This window comes from Streptomyces sp. NPDC036813 (assembly GCF_055609245.1).
Map to the genome: position 1 here is coordinate 234,472 of NZ_JBVJPV010000013.1, position 15,927 is coordinate 250,398.

The window sequence follows — 15,927 nt, forward strand, 5'->3', positions numbered from 1 at the left end:
TCTCAGCCCAGCAGGACGTCGTCGTCGCCCAGCCGCTTCAGCTCGCGGTACAGGATGGCGAGGCCGGTGACGATCGCGACCGCGGAGACGGTGGCGTCGATCAGCCGCAGCGTGTCCTGCTCGGCGCGGGCCTTCTTGATCTGCTTGGCGACACCGAGCGCGCCGAACGCGGTGGTGGCCATCGACAGGTACGTACCGGACTTGGACTTCTTGAAGTCCTTGGCCTTGGACAGCTTGCTCACAGCGACGGAGCCTCCTCCAGGAGCGGGTGCCCCCACTTTTCCACGAAGGCGGCCTCGACCGCGGCACCCACCTTGTACAGGCGCTCGTCCTTCATCACCGGGGCGATGATCTGCAGGCCGACCGGGAGGTTGTCCTCCGGGGCGAGACCGCAGGGCAGGGACATGGCCGCGTTACCCGCCAAGTTGGTCGGGATGGTGCACAGGTCCGCGAGGTACATCGCCATCGGGTCGTCGGCGCGCTCGCCGATCGCGAAGGCGGTGGTCGGGGTCGTCGGGGAGACGATCACGTCGACCTGCTCGAAGGCCTTGTCGAAGTCCTGCTTGATCAGCGTGCGGACCTTCTGCGCGGAGCCGTAGTACGCGTCGTAGTAGCCGGAGCTCAGCGCGTACGTGCCCAGCATGATGCGGCGCTTGACCTCGGGGCCGAAGCCGGCCTCGCGGGTGAAGGAGGTGACCTCCTCCGCCGAGTGGCTGCCGTCGTCGCCCGTGCGCAGGCCGTAGCGCAGGCCGTCGAAGCGGGCCAGGTTGGAGGAGCACTCGGACGGCGCGATCAGGTAGTACGCCGACAGCGCGAGGTCGAAGGACGGGCAGTCCAGCTCGACGATCTCGGCACCCAGGTCCTTCAGCAGCGCGACGGACTCGTCGAAGCGCTGGATCACGCCCGGCTGGTAGCCCTCGCCGCGGAACTGCTTGACGACGCCGACGCGCATGCCCTCGACGCTGCCGTTGCGGGCGGCCTCGACGACCGGCGGCACCGGGGCGTCGATGGAGGTGGAGTCCAGCGGGTCGTGACCGGCGATCACCTCGTGCAGCAGGGCCGCGTCCAGGACCGTACGGGCGCACGGGCCGCCCTGGTCGAGGGAGGAGGAGAAGGCGACCATGCCGTAGCGGGAGACCGCGCCGTAGGTCGGCTTCACGCCGACGGTGCCGGTGACGGCGGCCGGCTGGCGGATGGAGCCGCCGGTGTCGGTGCCGATGGCGAGCGGGGCTTCGAAGGCGGCGAGCGCGGCGGAGGAACCGCCGCCGGAGCCGCCGGGGATCTTGGTGAGGTCCCACGGGTTGCCGGTCGGGCCGTAGGCGCTGTTCTCGGTGGAGGACCCCATGGCGAACTCGTCCATGTTGGTCTTGCCGAGGATGACGACGTCGGCGGCCTTCAGCTTGCGCGTGACGGTCGCGTCGTACGGCGGGATCCAGCCTTCGAGGATCTTCGAACCGACGGTCGTGGGCACGCCCTCGGTGGTGAAGATGTCCTTCAGCGCGAGCGGGACGCCGGCCAGCGGGCCGAGCTTCTCGCCGCGCTCGCGCTTGGCGTCCACGGCACGCGCCTGGGCGAGCGCGCCCTCGCGGTCGATGTGCAGGAAGGCGTGCACCTTCTCGTCGACGGCCTCGATCCGGGCCAGGTGGGCCTCGGTGACCTGGACGGCCGTGAGTTCGCCGGAGGCGATCTTCTCGGCGATCTGCGCGGCCGTGAGCTTGATGATGTTGTCCGTCATGGTGGTCACTCCTCCCCCAGGATCTGCGGCACCTTGAAACGCTGCTGCTCCTGGGCCGGGGCGCCGGAGAGCGCCTGCTCGGGGGTGAGCGAGGGACGGACCTCGTCCGGCCGCATGACGTTCGTCAGCGGGAGCGGGTGCGAGGTCGGCGGTACGTCTTGGTCGGCGACCTCGCTGACGCGGGCCACCGCGCCGATGATGTCGTCCAGCTGTCCCGCGAAGTGGTCGAGCTCTTCGGGCTTCAGCTCCAGACGCGCCAGCCGGGCGAGGTGGGCGACCTCCTCGCGCGTGATGCCAGGCATGCAGCGATCCTCTGGGGTGAGTGTGTGTGGTTTGGCCCAATCCTATGGGGCAGCGGGCCGTGCCTGTTAAACGGTTTGCCGGGGGGCCGCGCGAGGCGGCCCCGCACCGGGTCAGCTGCGGCGCTTCTCCCAGGCCTCGCTGTGCAGGAAGTGGTTGTCGTACGTCTCCTGCACCTCGAGGATGCTCCCCAGCGGGACCTCGCCGAGCCGGATGCGCTGCAGGTGGCGGAAGTACTCGAAGCGCTCGACTCCCGGGGTGATGACGATCAGCAGGTCCGCCGACGCTCCGGGGACGGCGGCGAAGGCGTGCGGGCGGTCCGGCGGGACGATGATCAGGTCGCCACGCTCGGCGGTGACGACGTCGTCGCCGGACAGGACGTCCAGGGCGCCGTCGAGCAGGTAGAACATCTCCGCGGAGTGGTGGTGCACGTGCGGCTTGGCGCCGTCGGCGCCCTCGGCGAGCGTCACGCGGACGGTGGACAGCGCGCCGCCGCTGGCGCTGCTGTCGGCGAGCAGCTTGACGGCGACGGGGTCACCCCCGACGACCTCCGCCTCGGTGTCCCGGACCAGCACGGTCTCGTCGAACTTCGGCACGAACAGCGACATGACGTACCCCCCTCTTTTCTCTGTACTCGGAGCACTCGGAGTGCTCGGAGTGCTCAGACCGCGAAGAGCAGCGCGGCACTGATCAGTACAACGATCGCGGTGGCGAAGTGGATCCCGAAAGCGACGGCTTTCGCACCGCCGTTGCGCAGCACGATCAGCGTGTCCACGAGCGGGACGAGCGCCACGCAGACCATGAACCAGGCCTCGGCGCGGGCTCCGGCGAACGCGAGCAGGGCCAGGCCCATCAGTCCGAAGGTGCCGTCCCTGAGCCCCTTGACCGACAGATAGGCGCGGGCGTCGCCGTGCGCGTCCGCCGGGACGCCGTAGCCGGCCGCCGCGGAGGCGGGCCGGAACCAGAAGCGGTAGCCGAGGAAGACACAGAACAGGTCGAGCAGGACGGCCAGGCTGTAGGCGGTGATGGTCATGGAATCCCCCCGAGATGGATTTCTAGCAGCGCTAGGAACAAGAGCCACGCTAGCACGAACGCCGACAGATTAGCTAGCGATGCTAGAATCCCTGCTGTGACGATCCAGACGCGCCGGGAGCGCCACCGAGCGGAGCGTGAGCGGCTGATCGTCACGGCCGCCCGGGAGCTGGCCGAGGCCGAGGGCTGGGACGCGGTGACGACCCGGCGGCTCGCGGCCGAGATCGAGTACAGCCAGCCGGTCCTCTACAGCCACTTCAAGGGCAAGGACGCGATCATGGCCGCGGTCGCGGTGCAGGGCTGCGCGGATCTCGCCGCGGAGCTGCGCACCGCCCGCGCGGCGGCGGGCGGTGCGCGGGAGGCGCTGGCGGCCGTGGGCGCGGCCTACACCGCCTTCGCGCGGCGGCGGCCCGCGCTGTACGACGCGATGTTCACGCACGCCGTGGACCTGCCGTTCGCCACGCCCGAGGCGCCGGCGGCGCTCCAGGAGGCCTTCGGCGAGCTGCTGGGTGCCGTCGAGCCGATCGCGGGCGAGGACGACGACCCCGGCCTGCTCACGGAGACGTTCTGGGCGAGCCTGCACGGTCTGGTGACACTGATGCGCAGCGGCCGCCTGCCGGCGGAGGCACACGAGCGGCGGCTGTCCCTGCTGATCGGCCACATCACGGCGGCGTGAGACAGCCCCGGCCACGTCGAGGCTGGAGGGCGACACTCCGGCCGCTTCGCCGCGGGGTGACGACGCCTCGGCCGCCTCACGGCGGGGGACGACGCTCGGCGCCTCACGGCGGGGTGGGTGACTCGCGTCGCTTCACCGTGGGGCGGTGACTCGCGTCGCTTCACTGTGGGGCGGACGGCTCGCGTCGCTTCAGGTGGGGGCGCTCCCGACGACTTCAACGGGATCGCGACCCCGGCCGTACCTGGGCAAAGTGCCGACATCCCGGTGACTTCTGCGCGGCTGACGACGACACGGCGGTACGACGACACGGCGGCTCGACGACGCGGCGTGACGATCACGTGGCCGCTCGCCGTCAGGTGACTGTGTGCCGGGCCACGGGCCCTAGCTGACCCGGCCCGGGTCGTCCACCGTGGCGGCGGGGAGGGCCGCCGCGGGGCGCTGCCAGCCTCGGGAGCCGCGGGCGCGCAGCCAGGCGGTCGTCTCCTCCGGCGGCATCGCGGCGGCGACCAGCCACCCCTGGACGGCGTCGCAGCCCAGGTCGCGCAGACGCTCCCAGGTCTCGTCGTCCTCGACGCCCTCGGCGACGACCAGCAGACCCAGCGAATGGGCGAGGTCGACGGTGCAGCGCACGATCTCGGCGTCCTCGGTGTCCACGGCGAGCCGGGCCACGAAGGAGCGGTCGATCTTCAGCTCGCTGACCGGGAGGCGGCGCAGGTGCACCAGGGAGGAGTAGCCGGTGCCGAAGTCGTCCAGGGACATCTTCACGCCGTGGCCGGTGAGTCCCGCGAGGGTGTCGGCGGCGCGCTGCGGGTCCTCCAGCAGGACGTGTTCCGTTATCTCCAGCTGCAACGACCCGGCCGGGACCCCGTGCCGGGCCAGCCGGGCGGCGACGGAGCCGGCGAAGCCAGGGGTGTGCACGTCGCGCGGGGAGACGTTGACGGCGACCGGCACGAACAGTCCCTGCGAGCGCCACACGGCGACCTGGGCGAGCGCGGTGTCCAGGACGTACTCGGTGAGGTGCGGCATCAGGCCGGAGGACTCGGCGATCGCTATGAACTCGTCCGGCGGGACCTTGCCGCGCTCGGGATGCACCCAGCGCACCAGCGCCTCGAGCCCGGCCACCTGGCCGTCGAAGCGGACCTTGGGCTGGTAGTGCAGCTGGACCTCGTGGGCGTCCAGCGCCCGGCGCAGATCGCCGAGGAGGCCGAGCCGGTCGGGGGTGTTGGAGTCGCGCTTGGACTCGTAGACCTCGACGCCGGTGCGGTCCCGCTTCGCCTGGTACATCGCCACGTCGGCGCGGCGCAGCAGGCCCTCGGCCTCCAGCGCGTGGTCGGGGAAGACGGCGACGCCGGCGCTGGCCTCCAGCACCAGGGTGAGCCCGTCGAGGTCGAGCGGGGAGCTGAGGTCGGCGACGAGGCCACGGGCGACGCGCATCGCGGAGGTCGTGGAGTCGGCGACCGGCAGTAACACGGCGAACTCGTCACCGCCCAGCCGCGCCACCTCCGCGCCGCGCGGCAGGGCGAGCCGCAGCCGGTCGGCTATCTGGAGCAGCAGCCGGTCCCCGGCGAGATGACCGAGGGTGTCGTTGACCGATCGGAAACGGTCCAGGTCGATCAGCACGAGGGCGGCGCGGGCGTCGATGCGCTCGGCGTCGTCCAGCGCGGTCCAGATGCGTTCCAGCAGCCACTGGCGGTTGGGCAGCCCGGTGAGCGGGTCGCGCAGCTGCTCCTCCGCCCGGGCCCGGGCTATCCACAGGGTGGAGTCCAGGGCGATCAGCGGGATGGAGAACAGCGGCAGCAGCACCGGCTTGGCGGTGGCCACCACGCACACCAGCGGGGCTATGCCGAGCAGGGCGACGGCCACCAGGCCCTGCCTGACCAGCGCGGTCCGCGCGACCGTGGGCAGCCCGCCGGCGCGCGGCGCGTGCAGGTACCACAGCAGGATCCGGGTCACGGCGAGATAGGCGACCGCGACGAGCACCACCTCGGGGGCGGTGTAGAAGGTCCAGCCGCCGGGGTCGGAGGGCGCCTCGACGGTCGGTACTGCGCCGAAGGCGGCCAGCACCAGGGCGCCGGCGCCGATGCCGAGCAGGTCCACAGAGCCGTGCAGCACGCCTTGCCGCCAGCGGTGGCGGCGGGCTATGCCGACCAGGACGACGACGGTGAGGCTGACCATGCCGGCCGGCACCCAGCCGTAGAGCAGCAGGACGGCGAGGGTGAGGGCGGCGCCGGAGCCGGTGCCGCCCCACCAGCGGGCGCGGCCCAGCATGACGAGGTGGCCGACGATGATGCCGGTGAGCAGGGCCAGCGACCAGCCGACCGTGCCGGACGGGAAGAGGGCCTGGCCGCCGGTGAAGGCGCGGTAGAAGCCGGCGCCCAGCACGAACCCGGCGGCCGCGACGACCGCGGCGGGCAGCGGGGGCCAGGACAGATGGCGTTCGTGGTCGGCGCCGGGCAGGGCCGTGGCGGGGCGGGAGGGACCGAGTCCGTCGGGGCGGCCCAGCCCGGCGTCGAGCCGGGTGGCGTCGTGCCCGTCGGCCCCCGTCAGGCCGGCGCTCAGCCGGGCGGAGTCCATGCCGTCGGCGCCGGGGTACACAGGGAGGGCCCGCTCGCGTACGCCGCCGCGCCCTGTCACGCGTGTCACCCACCGGCTCCCCCGCCACGCGCCCGCCACACGGCGCAGGCGCAGCCGTGAGCCGGGGGCGGTGCTCTCGGTCGGTTCCATTCCCGTCCCTCTCACAGCCGGCGGTGCCCACGCCTCGCGGCCCGATGCCCGACTTCCCTTAACGGCTCCGCGTCGGAAAACCCTTCCCCCTGCTCATGCGCGAGCACGAGGATGCCCCGACCGCAGCTGGGCACGGCAGGCGCATATCTCAACAGTAGGCCGCGGACGCCTTCCTCGGGCAGCGGTCGCCGACGGTTGCCCGAATGCGCCCCGGCCACCCCTATGCATCTGATATGCGCCGATCGGGTGGCCTTCAACCGCTACTCCTCGGCCGAAAGAGCGACGTCCGCCGCGGCCTGGGGTCCCTGGTCGAGCAGGACGTTGAAGCCCTCCTCGTTCAGGACGGGCACCTTGAGCTGCATCGCCTTGTCGTATTTCGATCCGGGGTTGTCCCCCACAACGACGAACGAGGTCTTCTTCGACACCGAACCGGTCACCTTGGCGCCGCGGCTCTGCAGGGCGTCCTTGGCCCCGTCCCGGGTGAAGTGCTCCAGGGTGCCGGTGACGACGACGGTAAGCCCTTCCAGCGGGCGGGGTCCTTCGTCCTCTCCGGTGCTCTCCTCCTCCATGCGGACGCCGGCGGCCTTCCACTTGCGCAGGATCTCCTGGTGCCACTCCTCGGCGAACCACTCCTTGAGCGAGGCGGCGATGATCGCTCCCACGCCGTCGGTGTTCGCCAGCTCCAGCTCGTCGGCCTGTTCGATGCGGTCGATGGAGCGGAACTCCCGGGCGAGCGCCTCGGCCGCGACCGGGCCGACGTGCCGGATCGACAGGCCGGTGAGGATGCGGGCGAGCGGGCGCTCCTTGGCCGCCGCGATGTTCTCCAGCATGGCCAGGGCGTTCTTCTTCGGTTCGCCCTGCTGGTTGGCGAAGACGGTGACGATCTTCTCCTCGCCTGTCTTCGGGTCCCGCTTGGGCAGACCGCTGTCCTGGTCGAGGACGTACGCCTTGATGGGCAGCAGCTGCTCGACGGTCAGGTCGAACAGGTCGCCCTCGTCCTTCAGCGGCGGGTCCGCCGGCTCCAGCGGCTTGGTGAGGGCGGCCGCGGCGACATAACCGAAGTGCTCGATGTCGAGGGCCTTGCGGCCCGCGAGGTAGAACAGGCGCTCACGCAGCTGGGCCGGGCAGGTGCGGGCGTTGGGGCAGCGCAGGTCGACGTCGCCCTCCTTCATGGGCCGCAGCGGCGTGCCGCACTCGGGGCACTCGCTCGGCATCACGAACTCGCGCTCACTGCCGTCGCGCAGGTCGACCACGGGCCCGAGGATCTCGGGGATGACGTCACCGGCCTTGCGCAGCACCACCGTGTCACCGATGAGGACGCCCTTGGCCTTGACGACGTCCTGGTTGTGCAGCGTGGCGAACTCGACCTCCGAGCCGGCCACTGTCACCGGCTCGACCTGGGCGTACGGCGTGACGCGGCCGGTGCGGCCGACGCCGACGCGGATGTTGACGAGCTTGGTGTTGACCTCCTCCGGCGCGTATTTGTACGCGATGGCCCAGCGCGGCGCCCGCGCGGTGGAGCCGAGGCGGCCCTGGAGCCGGATCTCGTCGAGCTTGACGACGACGCCGTCGATCTCGTGCTCCACCGAGTGCCGGTTCTCGCCGAAGTAGGCGATGAACTCGCGGACGCCGTCGAGGTCGTCGACCACCTTGTTGTGCCGGGAGGTGGGCAGGCCCCAGGTCTTCAGCAGGTCGTACGCCTGGGAGAGGCGGGTGAGGCCCTCGAAGCCCTCCAGGGCGCCGATGCCGTGCACCACCATGTGCAGCGGGCGGGTGGCGGTGACGCGCGGGTCCTTCTGGCGCAGCGAGCCGGCGGCGGCGTTGCGCGGGTTGGCGAAGGGCTTGTCCCCCGCCTCGACCAGGCGGGCGTTCAGCTCCTCGAACTTCTCCCCGGGGAAGTAGACCTCGCCGCGGATCTCCACGAGGTCGGGGACCTCGTCCCCGTCGAGGCGGTCCGGGATCTCCGCGATCGTGCGCACGTTGGGGGTGATGTCCTCGCCGGTGCGGCCGTCACCGCGGGTCGCCGCGCGGACGAGGCGGCCGTGCTCGTAGGTGAGGTTCACGGCGAGGCCGTCGACCTTCAGCTCGCACAGGAAGTGGTACTTCTGCTCGCCCAGTTCGCGCGCGATGCGGTCGGCCCAGCCCGCGAGCTCGTCGTCGTTGAAGGTGTTGTCCAGGGAGAGCATGCGGGAGCGGTGCTCGACGGCGGTGAACTCCGTCGCGTAGGACCCCGCGACCTTCTGCGTCGGGGACTGCGGGGTGCGCAGCTCCGGATACTGCTCCTCCAGCGCCTCCAGCGTCTTCAGGAGCTTGTCGAAGTCGGCGTCGCTGATGACGGGAGCGTCCTTCACGTAGTACCGGAAGCGGTGCTCCTCGATCTGCTCAGCGAGCTGCGCGTGCTTCTCACGTGCTTCGGCGGGCACTGCCGTCTCCGCCTGCTGCTTGTCGCCGGCCACCGTGTTGTCCTCCCGTTACTCTGGGTTGTCCGCGAGGGATCTCGCCGCCTGGACGCAATGGGCGAGCGCCTGGCGCGCGTACGCCGGGGAGGCGCCCGCGAGCCCGCACGCCGGCGTCACCGTGACCGCCTGAGCGAGCAGCCCCGGGTGCAGGCCCAGCCTGCGCCACAGCGTCCTGACACCCATGACGCTACCGGCAGGGTCTGACAACGGGACGTCCGTGCCCGGCACGACACCGGCGAACAGCCGGGTGCCGCCCTCCACGGCCTCGCCGATCGCGTCGTCGTCACGCTCCGTGAGCAGGGAGAAGTCGAAGGAGACGGCTGCCGCGCCGGTCCGGCCCAGCAGCGCGAAGGGCACGTCGGGCGCGCAGGAGTGGACCACGACGGGGCCGCCGGTGTGCACCGCGACGGTGTCCCGCAGGGTGGCCTCCACGACCTGACGGTCGGCGGCGCGGTGGGTGCGGTAGCCGCTGGCCGTCCTCACCTGTCCGCGCAGGACCGCGGTGAGGGACGGCTCGTCGAGCTGGAGGACGAGCTGCGCGCCGGGGACGCGCCGCTGCACCTCGGCGAGGTGGAGGCGCAGCCCCTCGGCGAGGGAGGCGGCGAGGTCGCGGCAGGCGCCCGCGTCGGAGAGAGCGGCCTCGCCGTTCCTCAGCTCCACGCTCGCGGCGAGCGTCCACGGCCCGACCGCCTGCACCTTCAGCGGCCCGGTGTAGCCCTGTGTGAACTCCTCCAGCGCGTCGAGGTCCTCACCGAGCCAGGACCGGGCCCGCTTGGTGTCGCGGCCCGGCCGGTCGCCGAGCCGCCAGCCGCTGGGCTCCACGCGCGCGTACAGCTCGACGAGCATGCCGGCGGTCCGGCCGATCATGTCCGCGCCGGGACCGCGGGCGGGCAGCTCCGGCAGAAACGGGAAGTCCTCGAAGGACCCGGTGACGGTCTTGGCGGCCTCCCGGGCGTCACCTCCGGGCATCGACCCGACCCCGGTGGCGCTCCCGAACCTGAACTGGCTGTTTTCGCTCACGCCTGAAGCCTACGTAAGGCTCACCGGGGGTCCGTCGCCGACTGCCGGTCGCCGGTCGCCCCGGCGCCGTCCGCGCGGACCCCGCGCGGGGGATCAGCGCCCCGGCCGCACCGTCAGGTCGTTGACCTCCGCGTCCTCGGGAAGGTCGATCGCCATCAGGATCGTCGTGGCGACCGACTCGGGGTCGATCCAGCGGGACGGGTCGTACTCCTTGCCCTCCTGCTGGTGGACCTTGGCCTGCATGGGGCTGGCGGTGCGGCCCGGGTAGACGGAGGTGACGCGGACGCCGCTCGCGTGCTCCTCCTGGCGCAGGGAGTCGGCGAGGGCCTTCAGTCCGTGCTTGGACGCGGCGTACGCCGCCCACTCGGCGTGCGCGTTCAGGCCGGCGCCGGAGTTGACGAACACCACGTGACCGCGGGCGACGCGCAGCTGGGGCAGCAGCAGGCGGGTCAGCTCGGCGGGCGCGATCAGGTTGACGTTGAGCTGGTGGCGCCAGGACTTCGGGGTCAGGTCGCCGACCGGACCGAGGTCGACGACGCCCGCGATGTGCAGCAGCGAGTCCACGCGGTCCGGCAGCGACTGGTGGGACAGCGCCCAGGACAGCTTGTCGGGGTCCGCGAGGTCGCCGACCAGGGTCTGCGCGCCGGGGAACTCGGCGGCCAGCTCCTTCGCGCGGCCCGCGTCGCGCGCGTGCAGCACGAGGTCGTCCCCGCGCGCGTGCAGACGGCGGGCGACGGCCGCGCCGATGCCGGAACCGGCTCCGGTGATCACATGTGTAGCCATGCCCGCCATGCTCGCATCACCGCAGGGTCAGACGATGCCCTGGCTCTCCTCCAGGTAGGCCAGCGCGCCCACCGGCTCCTCGGCGAAGAACACCAGGTCGGTGAGCGGGCGGGGCAGGAAGCCCTCGTCGTCCATGCGGCGGAACTGCTCCTTGAGGCCGTCGTAGAAGCCTGCGGTGTTCAGCAGCACCACCGGCTTGTCGGTGTGGCCGTGCTTCTTCAGCTCCAGGATCTCGGTGGCCTCGTCGAGCGTGCCCGTGCCGCCCACCATGATCACCACCGCGTCGGCCTTCTCCAGCAGCAGCCTCTTGCGCTCGGCGAGGTCCTTGGCGATCACCATGTCGTCGACGCCCGGGCGGACCTTGGCCGCCAGGAAGTCCACCGAGACCCCGCACAGCCGTCCGCCGGCCTCCTGCACGCCGTCCGCGACGACCTTCATCAGGCCGACGTCCGAGCCGCCCCAGACGAGCGTGTGGCCGCCCTTGCCGAGCAGCTCGGCGAACTCGCGCGCGGGACGGGTGTAGCGGTCGTCGAGGTCGGCGGCGGAGAGGAAGACACAGATACGCATGACGCCACCGTACGCGGGAAGAACCGGCGCCCGGAAAACGCTGTTCCCGGACATGACCCGAGGACACACCATCACCGTCGAGCGAAGCGACCGGCACGTGCGCGTGGTGCACGACGGTCAGGTCCTGGCCGCGAGCGACCGCCCGCTCGTCCTGCACGAGACGGGCTGTCCGCCTCGCTACTACCTGCCCGCCGAGGACGTGCGGCTCGAACTCCTCACCCCTTCCGACACGCACACCCACTGCCCGTTCAAGGGCACGGCGTCCTACTGGTCGCTGCCCGGCGCCCCCGACCTGGTGTGGTCGTATCCGGACCCGAAGCCGGACGTCGCGCAGATCAAGAACCACCTCTGCTTCTACGAGGTGGAAGTGTCGTGACCGCTCCGCCGCGTCATCTGCGGCAGTCTGCTCTGCCATGGAGAAGCAGGAGAAGCAGGACGGTCACAGCAGGCTGACGGTGGTGTCGCGGGACGGCACCCGCATCGCCGGTACGCGCCACGGCGACGGTCCGCCCGTGATCCTGGTGAGCGGCGCGATGTCCACGGGTGGCACGCTGGCCCCGCTGGCCGAGCGGCTCGCCGGGCACTGCACGGCCGTGGTGTACGACCGCCGGGGCCGCGGCGAGAGCGGTGACACGGCGCCGTACGCGGTGGAGCGGGAGGTCGAGGACCTGGCCGCGCTGATCGACGCGGTGGGCGGTGAGGCGGCCCTGTTCGGCGTCTCCTCGGGCGGCGCTCTGGTGCTCGAGGCGGCGGCGAGCGGCCTGCCGGTCCGTCAGGCGGGCGTGTACGAGGTGCCGTACGCGGACTTCCTGGCGGACGGCGCCGAGTGGCACGCCACCTATGTGCGGAACCTGACCGCGGCGCTCGCCGAAGACCGGCGCGGGGACGCCGTGGAGCTGTTCCTGCGCCTGACCGGGCTCGGCGAGGAGGTGATCCGGGGCGCGCGCCAGTCCCCCATGTGGGCCGGCATGGAGGCGGTGGCCCCCAGCCTGGCGTACGACGCGGCGGTGATGGGCGACGGACTGCTGCCCCGCGCGCGGGTCGCCGCGATCTCCGTGCCGCTGCTGGTGGTGGCCGGCGGGGCGAGCCCGGCGTGGATGCTGGACGCGAACAGGGCGGTCGCCGAGGCGGCGCCGCGCAGCGACCACCGGGTTCTGGAGGGGCAGACCCACATGGTGGAGCCGGACGTCCTGGGCCCCGTGCTGACGGACGTCTTCTGCGGGTGAGGCGCGCTCGGGTCTTCCGGGGGTGAGGGGCGCTCGATCCTTTTGGGGTGAGGCGCCCCCCGGCTCAGGCCACGCTCGCCGTCACGCGCGTGGTCGTCGCGATCGTCGCCGAGCCCACCACGCGCGTGCCGTCGTACAGGACGATCGCCTGGCCGGGGGCGACGCCGCGGACCGGTTCGGTGAAGGTCACGCGCAGCTCGCCGTCGCTCAGTTCGGCGGTGACCTCGGTCTCGTCGCCGTGGGCGCGCAGCTGGGCGGTGTAGGTGCCGGGGCCCGCCGGCGCCGTGCCGCACCAGCGCGGCTTGATCGCGGTCAGGGCGGTCACGTCCAGGGCGGCGGCCGGGCCGACGGTGACGGTGTTGGTCACCGGGGAGATGTCGAGGACGTAGCGCGGCTTGCCGTCGGGGGCCGGGGTGCCGATGCGCAGGCCCTTGCGCTGGCCGATGGTGAAGCCGTACGCGCCCTCGTGCGTGCCGACCCGGTTGCCGGCCTCGTCGACGATGTCGCCCTCCGCCTTGCCGAGGCGCCGGGCGAGGAAGCCCTGGGTGTCACCGTCGGCGATGAAGCAGATGTCGTGCGAGTCGGGCTTCTTGGCGACGGCGAGCCCGCGCCGCTCGGCCTCCGCGCGGATCTCCTCCTTGGTGGTGACCGTGTCGCCGAGCGGGAACATCGCGTGCGCGAGCTGCTGCTCGTCCAGCACACCGAGGACGTACGACTGGTCCTTGGCCATGTCGGAGGCGCGGTGCAGCTCGCGGGAGCCGTCCTCGCGCACGATCACCTTGGCGTAGTGACCGGTGCAGACCGCGTCGAAGCCCAGGGCGAGCGCCTTGTCGAGCAGCGCCGCGAACTTGATCTTCTCGTTGCAGCGCAGGCACGGATTCGGGGTGCGCCCGGCCTCGTACTCGGCCACGAAGTCCTCGACGACGTCCTCGCGGAAGCGGTCGGCGAGGTCCCACACGTAGAACGGGATGCCGATGACGTCCGCGGCGCGGCGGGCGTCCCGGGAGTCCTCGATGGTGCAACAGCCCCGCGCGCCCGTGCGGAAGGACTGGGGGTTCGCGGAGAGCGCGAGGTGGACGCCGGTCACGTCGTGGCCCGCCTCGGCGGCGCGGGCCGCGGCGACGGCGGAGTCGACGCCGCCCGACATGGCGGCGAGGACGCGGAGGGGGCGGGAGCGCTGCGGGGTGTCAGTCATAGCCCTTCCAGGGTACGGGGCGCGGGAACCGGGACCGCTGGATATGCGTTGACGACCACATGGGGGATGCGAAGAGTGACGCGGACCGGCGGATCGGGCGCCGCGCCCTGCTGATCGGCGGTGCGGCGGCCGCCGCGGGCACGGCCGTGCTGGCCCGTGACGAGCTGGCGCATCTGTGGTGGCGGCTGCCAGGCGTGGAGAGACCGCGGGTGGCGGGCGCGGTCGACTTCCGGGGCGCGCTGTGGGTGGCGGCCTCCACGGCGAACTACCGCAGGGCCGACCGGCCCGACGACTACCCGATCGACCGGGTGGTCGTCCATGTCACGCAGGGCAGTTACCGCAGCGCCGTGAAGGTGTTCCAGGACCCGGGTCACAGGGCGGCGGCGCACTACATCGTCCGGCGGGACGGGCACGTGACGCAGATGATCCGCGAGCTGGACGTGGCCTTCCACGCGGGCAACCGGGAGTACAACGAGCGCAGTGTCGGCATCGAGCACGAGGGGTTCGTGGACCGGCCGGGCGACTTCACGGCGGCGATGTACGCGGCCTCCGCGCGGCTGACGGCCGGGATCTGCCGGCGGTACGGCATACCCGTCGACCGGGAGCACATCATCGGCCATGTCGAGGTGCCGGGCACGGACCACACCGACCCGGGACCGCACTGGGACTGGGACCGCTACCTGGCTCTGGTCCGGCGGGCGCTGACGGCACCGGCCTGAGGCAAAAATCTAGGATTGCCCCCTTCCCTCCCGGTACACGCGTTCTATCCTGGTTACAGGCCTACGAGGCGAGTGAGGGAGTTCGACCGGAGTAGCCGACTTGAGCGAGAAGCCCCGGCTTCCGCTGAGGCCGACGTCGACGGTCGGGCTGAGAGGCCGGAAGGTGCAGTTCACGGCCGGAAGGCGACCCCCAGTACCTGATCCGGACCATGCCGGCGAAGGGAACCCGCTTCGTAGGTCCCTTCTGTGCGCCCCCGCGGTTGCAGGGCCGCCCTGTACGCCGAAGGCCGTCTGCCCTACGTCAGTCCCGCCGCGCGGGCCCGCTCGACCGCCGGGCCGATGGCCTTGGCCAGGGCCTCGACGTCGGCCTCGGTGGAGGTGTGGCCGAGGGAGAAGCGCAGTGTGCCGCGGGCCAGGTCGGGGTCGACGCCGGTGGCGAGCAGGACGTGGCTGGGCTGGGCGACGCCCGCGGTGCAGGCGGAGCCGGTGGAGCACTCGATGCCCTGGGCGTCCAGCAGGAGCAGCAGGGAGTCGCCCTCACAGCCGGGGAAGGTGAAGTGCGCGTTGGCCGGAAGCCGGCCCTCGGGCGCGGGATCGCCGCCGAGGATCGCGTCCGGCACGGCAGCACGGACCGCGTCGACGAGCTGGTCGCGCAGGGCGCCGATCTCGCGTGTGAACCACTCGCGCTGTTCGGCGGCGAGACGGCCGGCGACGGCGAAGGAGGCGATCGCGGGGACGTCGAGGGTGCCGGAGCGGACGTGACGCTCCTGGCCGCCGCCGTGCAGGACGGGTACGGGGCTGTACTCACGGCCGAGAAGCAGGGCTCCGATGCCGTAGGGGCCGCCGATCTTGTGGCCGGAGACGGTCATCGCGGCGAGGCCTGATGCGGCGAAGTCGACGGGGACCTGACCGAAGGCCTGGACCGCGTCGGAGTGCAGCGGGACGCCGGACTCGGCGGCCACTTCGGCGAGTTCCCGGACCGGCTGCAGTGTCCCGATCTCGTTGTTCGCCCACATGACGGTGGCCAGCGCGACGTCGCCGGGGTCGCGGGCGATCGCCTCGCGCAGGGCGTCGGGGTGGACCCGGCCGTGACGGTCCACGGGGAGGTACTCGACGGTGGCGCCCTCGTGCTCGCCGAGCCAGTGGACGGCGTCCAGGACGGCATGGTGCTCGACGGGGCTGGCCAGAACCCGGGTGCGGGCCGGGTCGGCGTCGCGGCGGGACCAGTACAGGCCCTTGACCGCGAGGTTGTCGGCCTCGGTGCCGCCGGAGGTGAGGACCACCTCGCTGGGGCGGGCGCCGAGCGCTTCGGCAAGGGTCTCGCGGGCCTCCTCGACGGTGCGGCGTGCCCTGCGGCCGGATGCGTGGAGGGACGAGGCGTTGCCGGTGACGCCCAGGTGGGCGGTCAGGGCCTCTGCCGCCTCCGGGAGCATCGGCGTGGTCGCCGCGTGGTCGAGGTAAGCCATGGTGTGCCGATTCTACGGGGCCCGT

16 protein-coding genes are annotated in these 15,927 nt (G+C 72.1%); 4 read left to right on the forward strand and 12 right to left on the reverse strand.

Annotated elements, in window-relative coordinates; translation table 11 throughout:
• Window positions 1–2: 2 nt before the first annotated feature.
• From ACZ67Q_RS26510 to ACZ67Q_RS26530, 5 genes are all read right to left on the reverse strand, one after another.
• Entirely contained in the window at window positions 3–242 is a 240-nt protein-coding gene (locus ACZ67Q_RS26510; RefSeq protein ID WP_103782893.1) for a hypothetical protein, read from the reverse strand.
• A complete protein-coding gene (gene gatA / locus ACZ67Q_RS26515) occupies window positions 239–1,735 on the reverse strand; it encodes an Asp-tRNA(Asn)/Glu-tRNA(Gln) amidotransferase subunit GatA (protein ID WP_471186665.1) in 1,497 nt (498 codons plus the stop codon). Before gatA ends, ACZ67Q_RS26510 begins: the two co-directional genes overlap by 4 nt.
• A 5-nt stretch (window positions 1,736–1,740) precedes the next feature.
• Window positions 1,741–2,037, reverse strand: a complete 297-nt coding sequence (gene gatC / locus ACZ67Q_RS26520; RefSeq protein WP_004925108.1) for an Asp-tRNA(Asn)/Glu-tRNA(Gln) amidotransferase subunit GatC — start codon at window positions 2,035–2,037, stop codon at window positions 1,741–1,743.
• Window positions 2,038–2,148: 111 nt separating this feature from the next.
• The gene (locus ACZ67Q_RS26525) at window positions 2,149–2,643 is read right to left on the reverse strand and encodes a cupin domain-containing protein (protein ID WP_471186668.1); all 495 of its coding nucleotides are present in this window, start codon (window positions 2,641–2,643) and stop codon (window positions 2,149–2,151) included.
• Between the two features lie 53 nt (window positions 2,644–2,696).
• Window positions 2,697–3,068, reverse strand: coding sequence for a DUF4267 domain-containing protein (locus ACZ67Q_RS26530; protein ID WP_471186671.1), 372 nt, complete (start codon window positions 3,066–3,068; stop codon window positions 2,697–2,699).
• 96 nt (window positions 3,069–3,164) lie between these two features.
• On the opposite strand from ACZ67Q_RS26530, the gene ACZ67Q_RS26535 reads away from it, so the two are divergent.
• A complete protein-coding gene (locus tag ACZ67Q_RS26535) occupies window positions 3,165–3,743 on the forward strand; it encodes a TetR/AcrR family transcriptional regulator (protein WP_471186674.1) in 579 nt (192 codons plus the stop codon).
• A 381-nt stretch (window positions 3,744–4,124) separates the two neighbouring features.
• On the opposite strand, the gene ACZ67Q_RS26540 is transcribed toward ACZ67Q_RS26535, so the two are convergent.
• The 5 genes from ACZ67Q_RS26540 to ACZ67Q_RS26560 all read right to left on the reverse strand — a co-directional run bounded on the left by ACZ67Q_RS26540 (window position 4,125) and on the right by ACZ67Q_RS26560 (window position 11,296).
• On the reverse strand, window positions 4,125–6,467 hold the full coding sequence (locus tag ACZ67Q_RS26540; protein ID WP_471186677.1) for a putative bifunctional diguanylate cyclase/phosphodiesterase: 2,343 nt from the start codon (window positions 6,465–6,467) through the stop codon (window positions 4,125–4,127).
• A 260-nt stretch (window positions 6,468–6,727) separates the two neighbouring features.
• Complete coding sequence (gene ligA / locus ACZ67Q_RS26545) at window positions 6,728–8,923, reverse strand: NAD-dependent DNA ligase LigA (protein WP_471186680.1); 2,196 nt, start codon at window positions 8,921–8,923, stop codon at window positions 6,728–6,730.
• A gap of 15 nt (window positions 8,924–8,938) precedes the next feature.
• Window positions 8,939–9,946 (reverse strand): methionine synthase, encoded by a 1,008-nt coding sequence (locus ACZ67Q_RS26550; protein WP_471186683.1) that lies wholly within the window; start codon window positions 9,944–9,946, stop codon window positions 8,939–8,941.
• Window positions 9,947–10,039: 93 nt separating this feature from the next.
• Complete coding sequence (locus ACZ67Q_RS26555) at window positions 10,040–10,738, reverse strand: SDR family oxidoreductase (RefSeq protein WP_471186686.1); 699 nt, start codon at window positions 10,736–10,738, stop codon at window positions 10,040–10,042.
• 18 nt (window positions 10,739–10,756) lie between these two features.
• Window positions 10,757–11,296 carry an LOG family protein gene (locus ACZ67Q_RS26560; RefSeq protein WP_363262320.1) on the reverse strand — a complete coding sequence of 180 codons (540 nt, stop codon included), beginning with the start codon at window positions 11,294–11,296 and terminating at the stop codon, window positions 10,757–10,759.
• A gap of 52 nt (window positions 11,297–11,348) precedes the next feature.
• On the opposite strand from ACZ67Q_RS26560, the gene ACZ67Q_RS26565 reads away from it, so the two are divergent.
• Together ACZ67Q_RS26565 and ACZ67Q_RS26570 are read left to right on the forward strand one after the other, a co-directional pair.
• A complete protein-coding gene (locus ACZ67Q_RS26565) occupies window positions 11,349–11,672 on the forward strand; it encodes a DUF427 domain-containing protein (RefSeq protein WP_471186690.1) in 324 nt (107 codons plus the stop codon).
• A 37-nt stretch (window positions 11,673–11,709) separates the two neighbouring features.
• A complete protein-coding gene (locus tag ACZ67Q_RS26570) occupies window positions 11,710–12,522 on the forward strand; it encodes an alpha/beta fold hydrolase (protein WP_471186693.1) in 813 nt (270 codons plus the stop codon).
• A 64-nt stretch (window positions 12,523–12,586) separates the two neighbouring features.
• Here ACZ67Q_RS26570 and mnmA read toward each other — a convergent pair whose 3' ends face one another.
• Window positions 12,587–13,717 (reverse strand): tRNA 2-thiouridine(34) synthase MnmA, encoded by a 1,131-nt coding sequence (gene mnmA, locus ACZ67Q_RS26575; protein WP_471186695.1) that lies wholly within the window; start codon window positions 13,715–13,717, stop codon window positions 12,587–12,589.
• A gap of 59 nt (window positions 13,718–13,776) precedes the next feature.
• Here mnmA and ACZ67Q_RS26580 point away from each other — a divergent pair, with 59 nt between their 5' ends.
• Window positions 13,777–14,436 (forward strand): N-acetylmuramoyl-L-alanine amidase, encoded by a 660-nt coding sequence (locus ACZ67Q_RS26580; protein ID WP_471186698.1) that lies wholly within the window; start codon window positions 13,777–13,779, stop codon window positions 14,434–14,436.
• Between the two features lie 296 nt (window positions 14,437–14,732).
• Here ACZ67Q_RS26580 and ACZ67Q_RS26585 read toward each other — a convergent pair whose 3' ends face one another.
• On the reverse strand, window positions 14,733–15,902 hold the full coding sequence (locus ACZ67Q_RS26585) for a cysteine desulfurase family protein (RefSeq protein WP_471186701.1): 1,170 nt from the start codon (window positions 15,900–15,902) through the stop codon (window positions 14,733–14,735).
• Window positions 15,903–15,927: the final 25 nt, after the last annotated feature.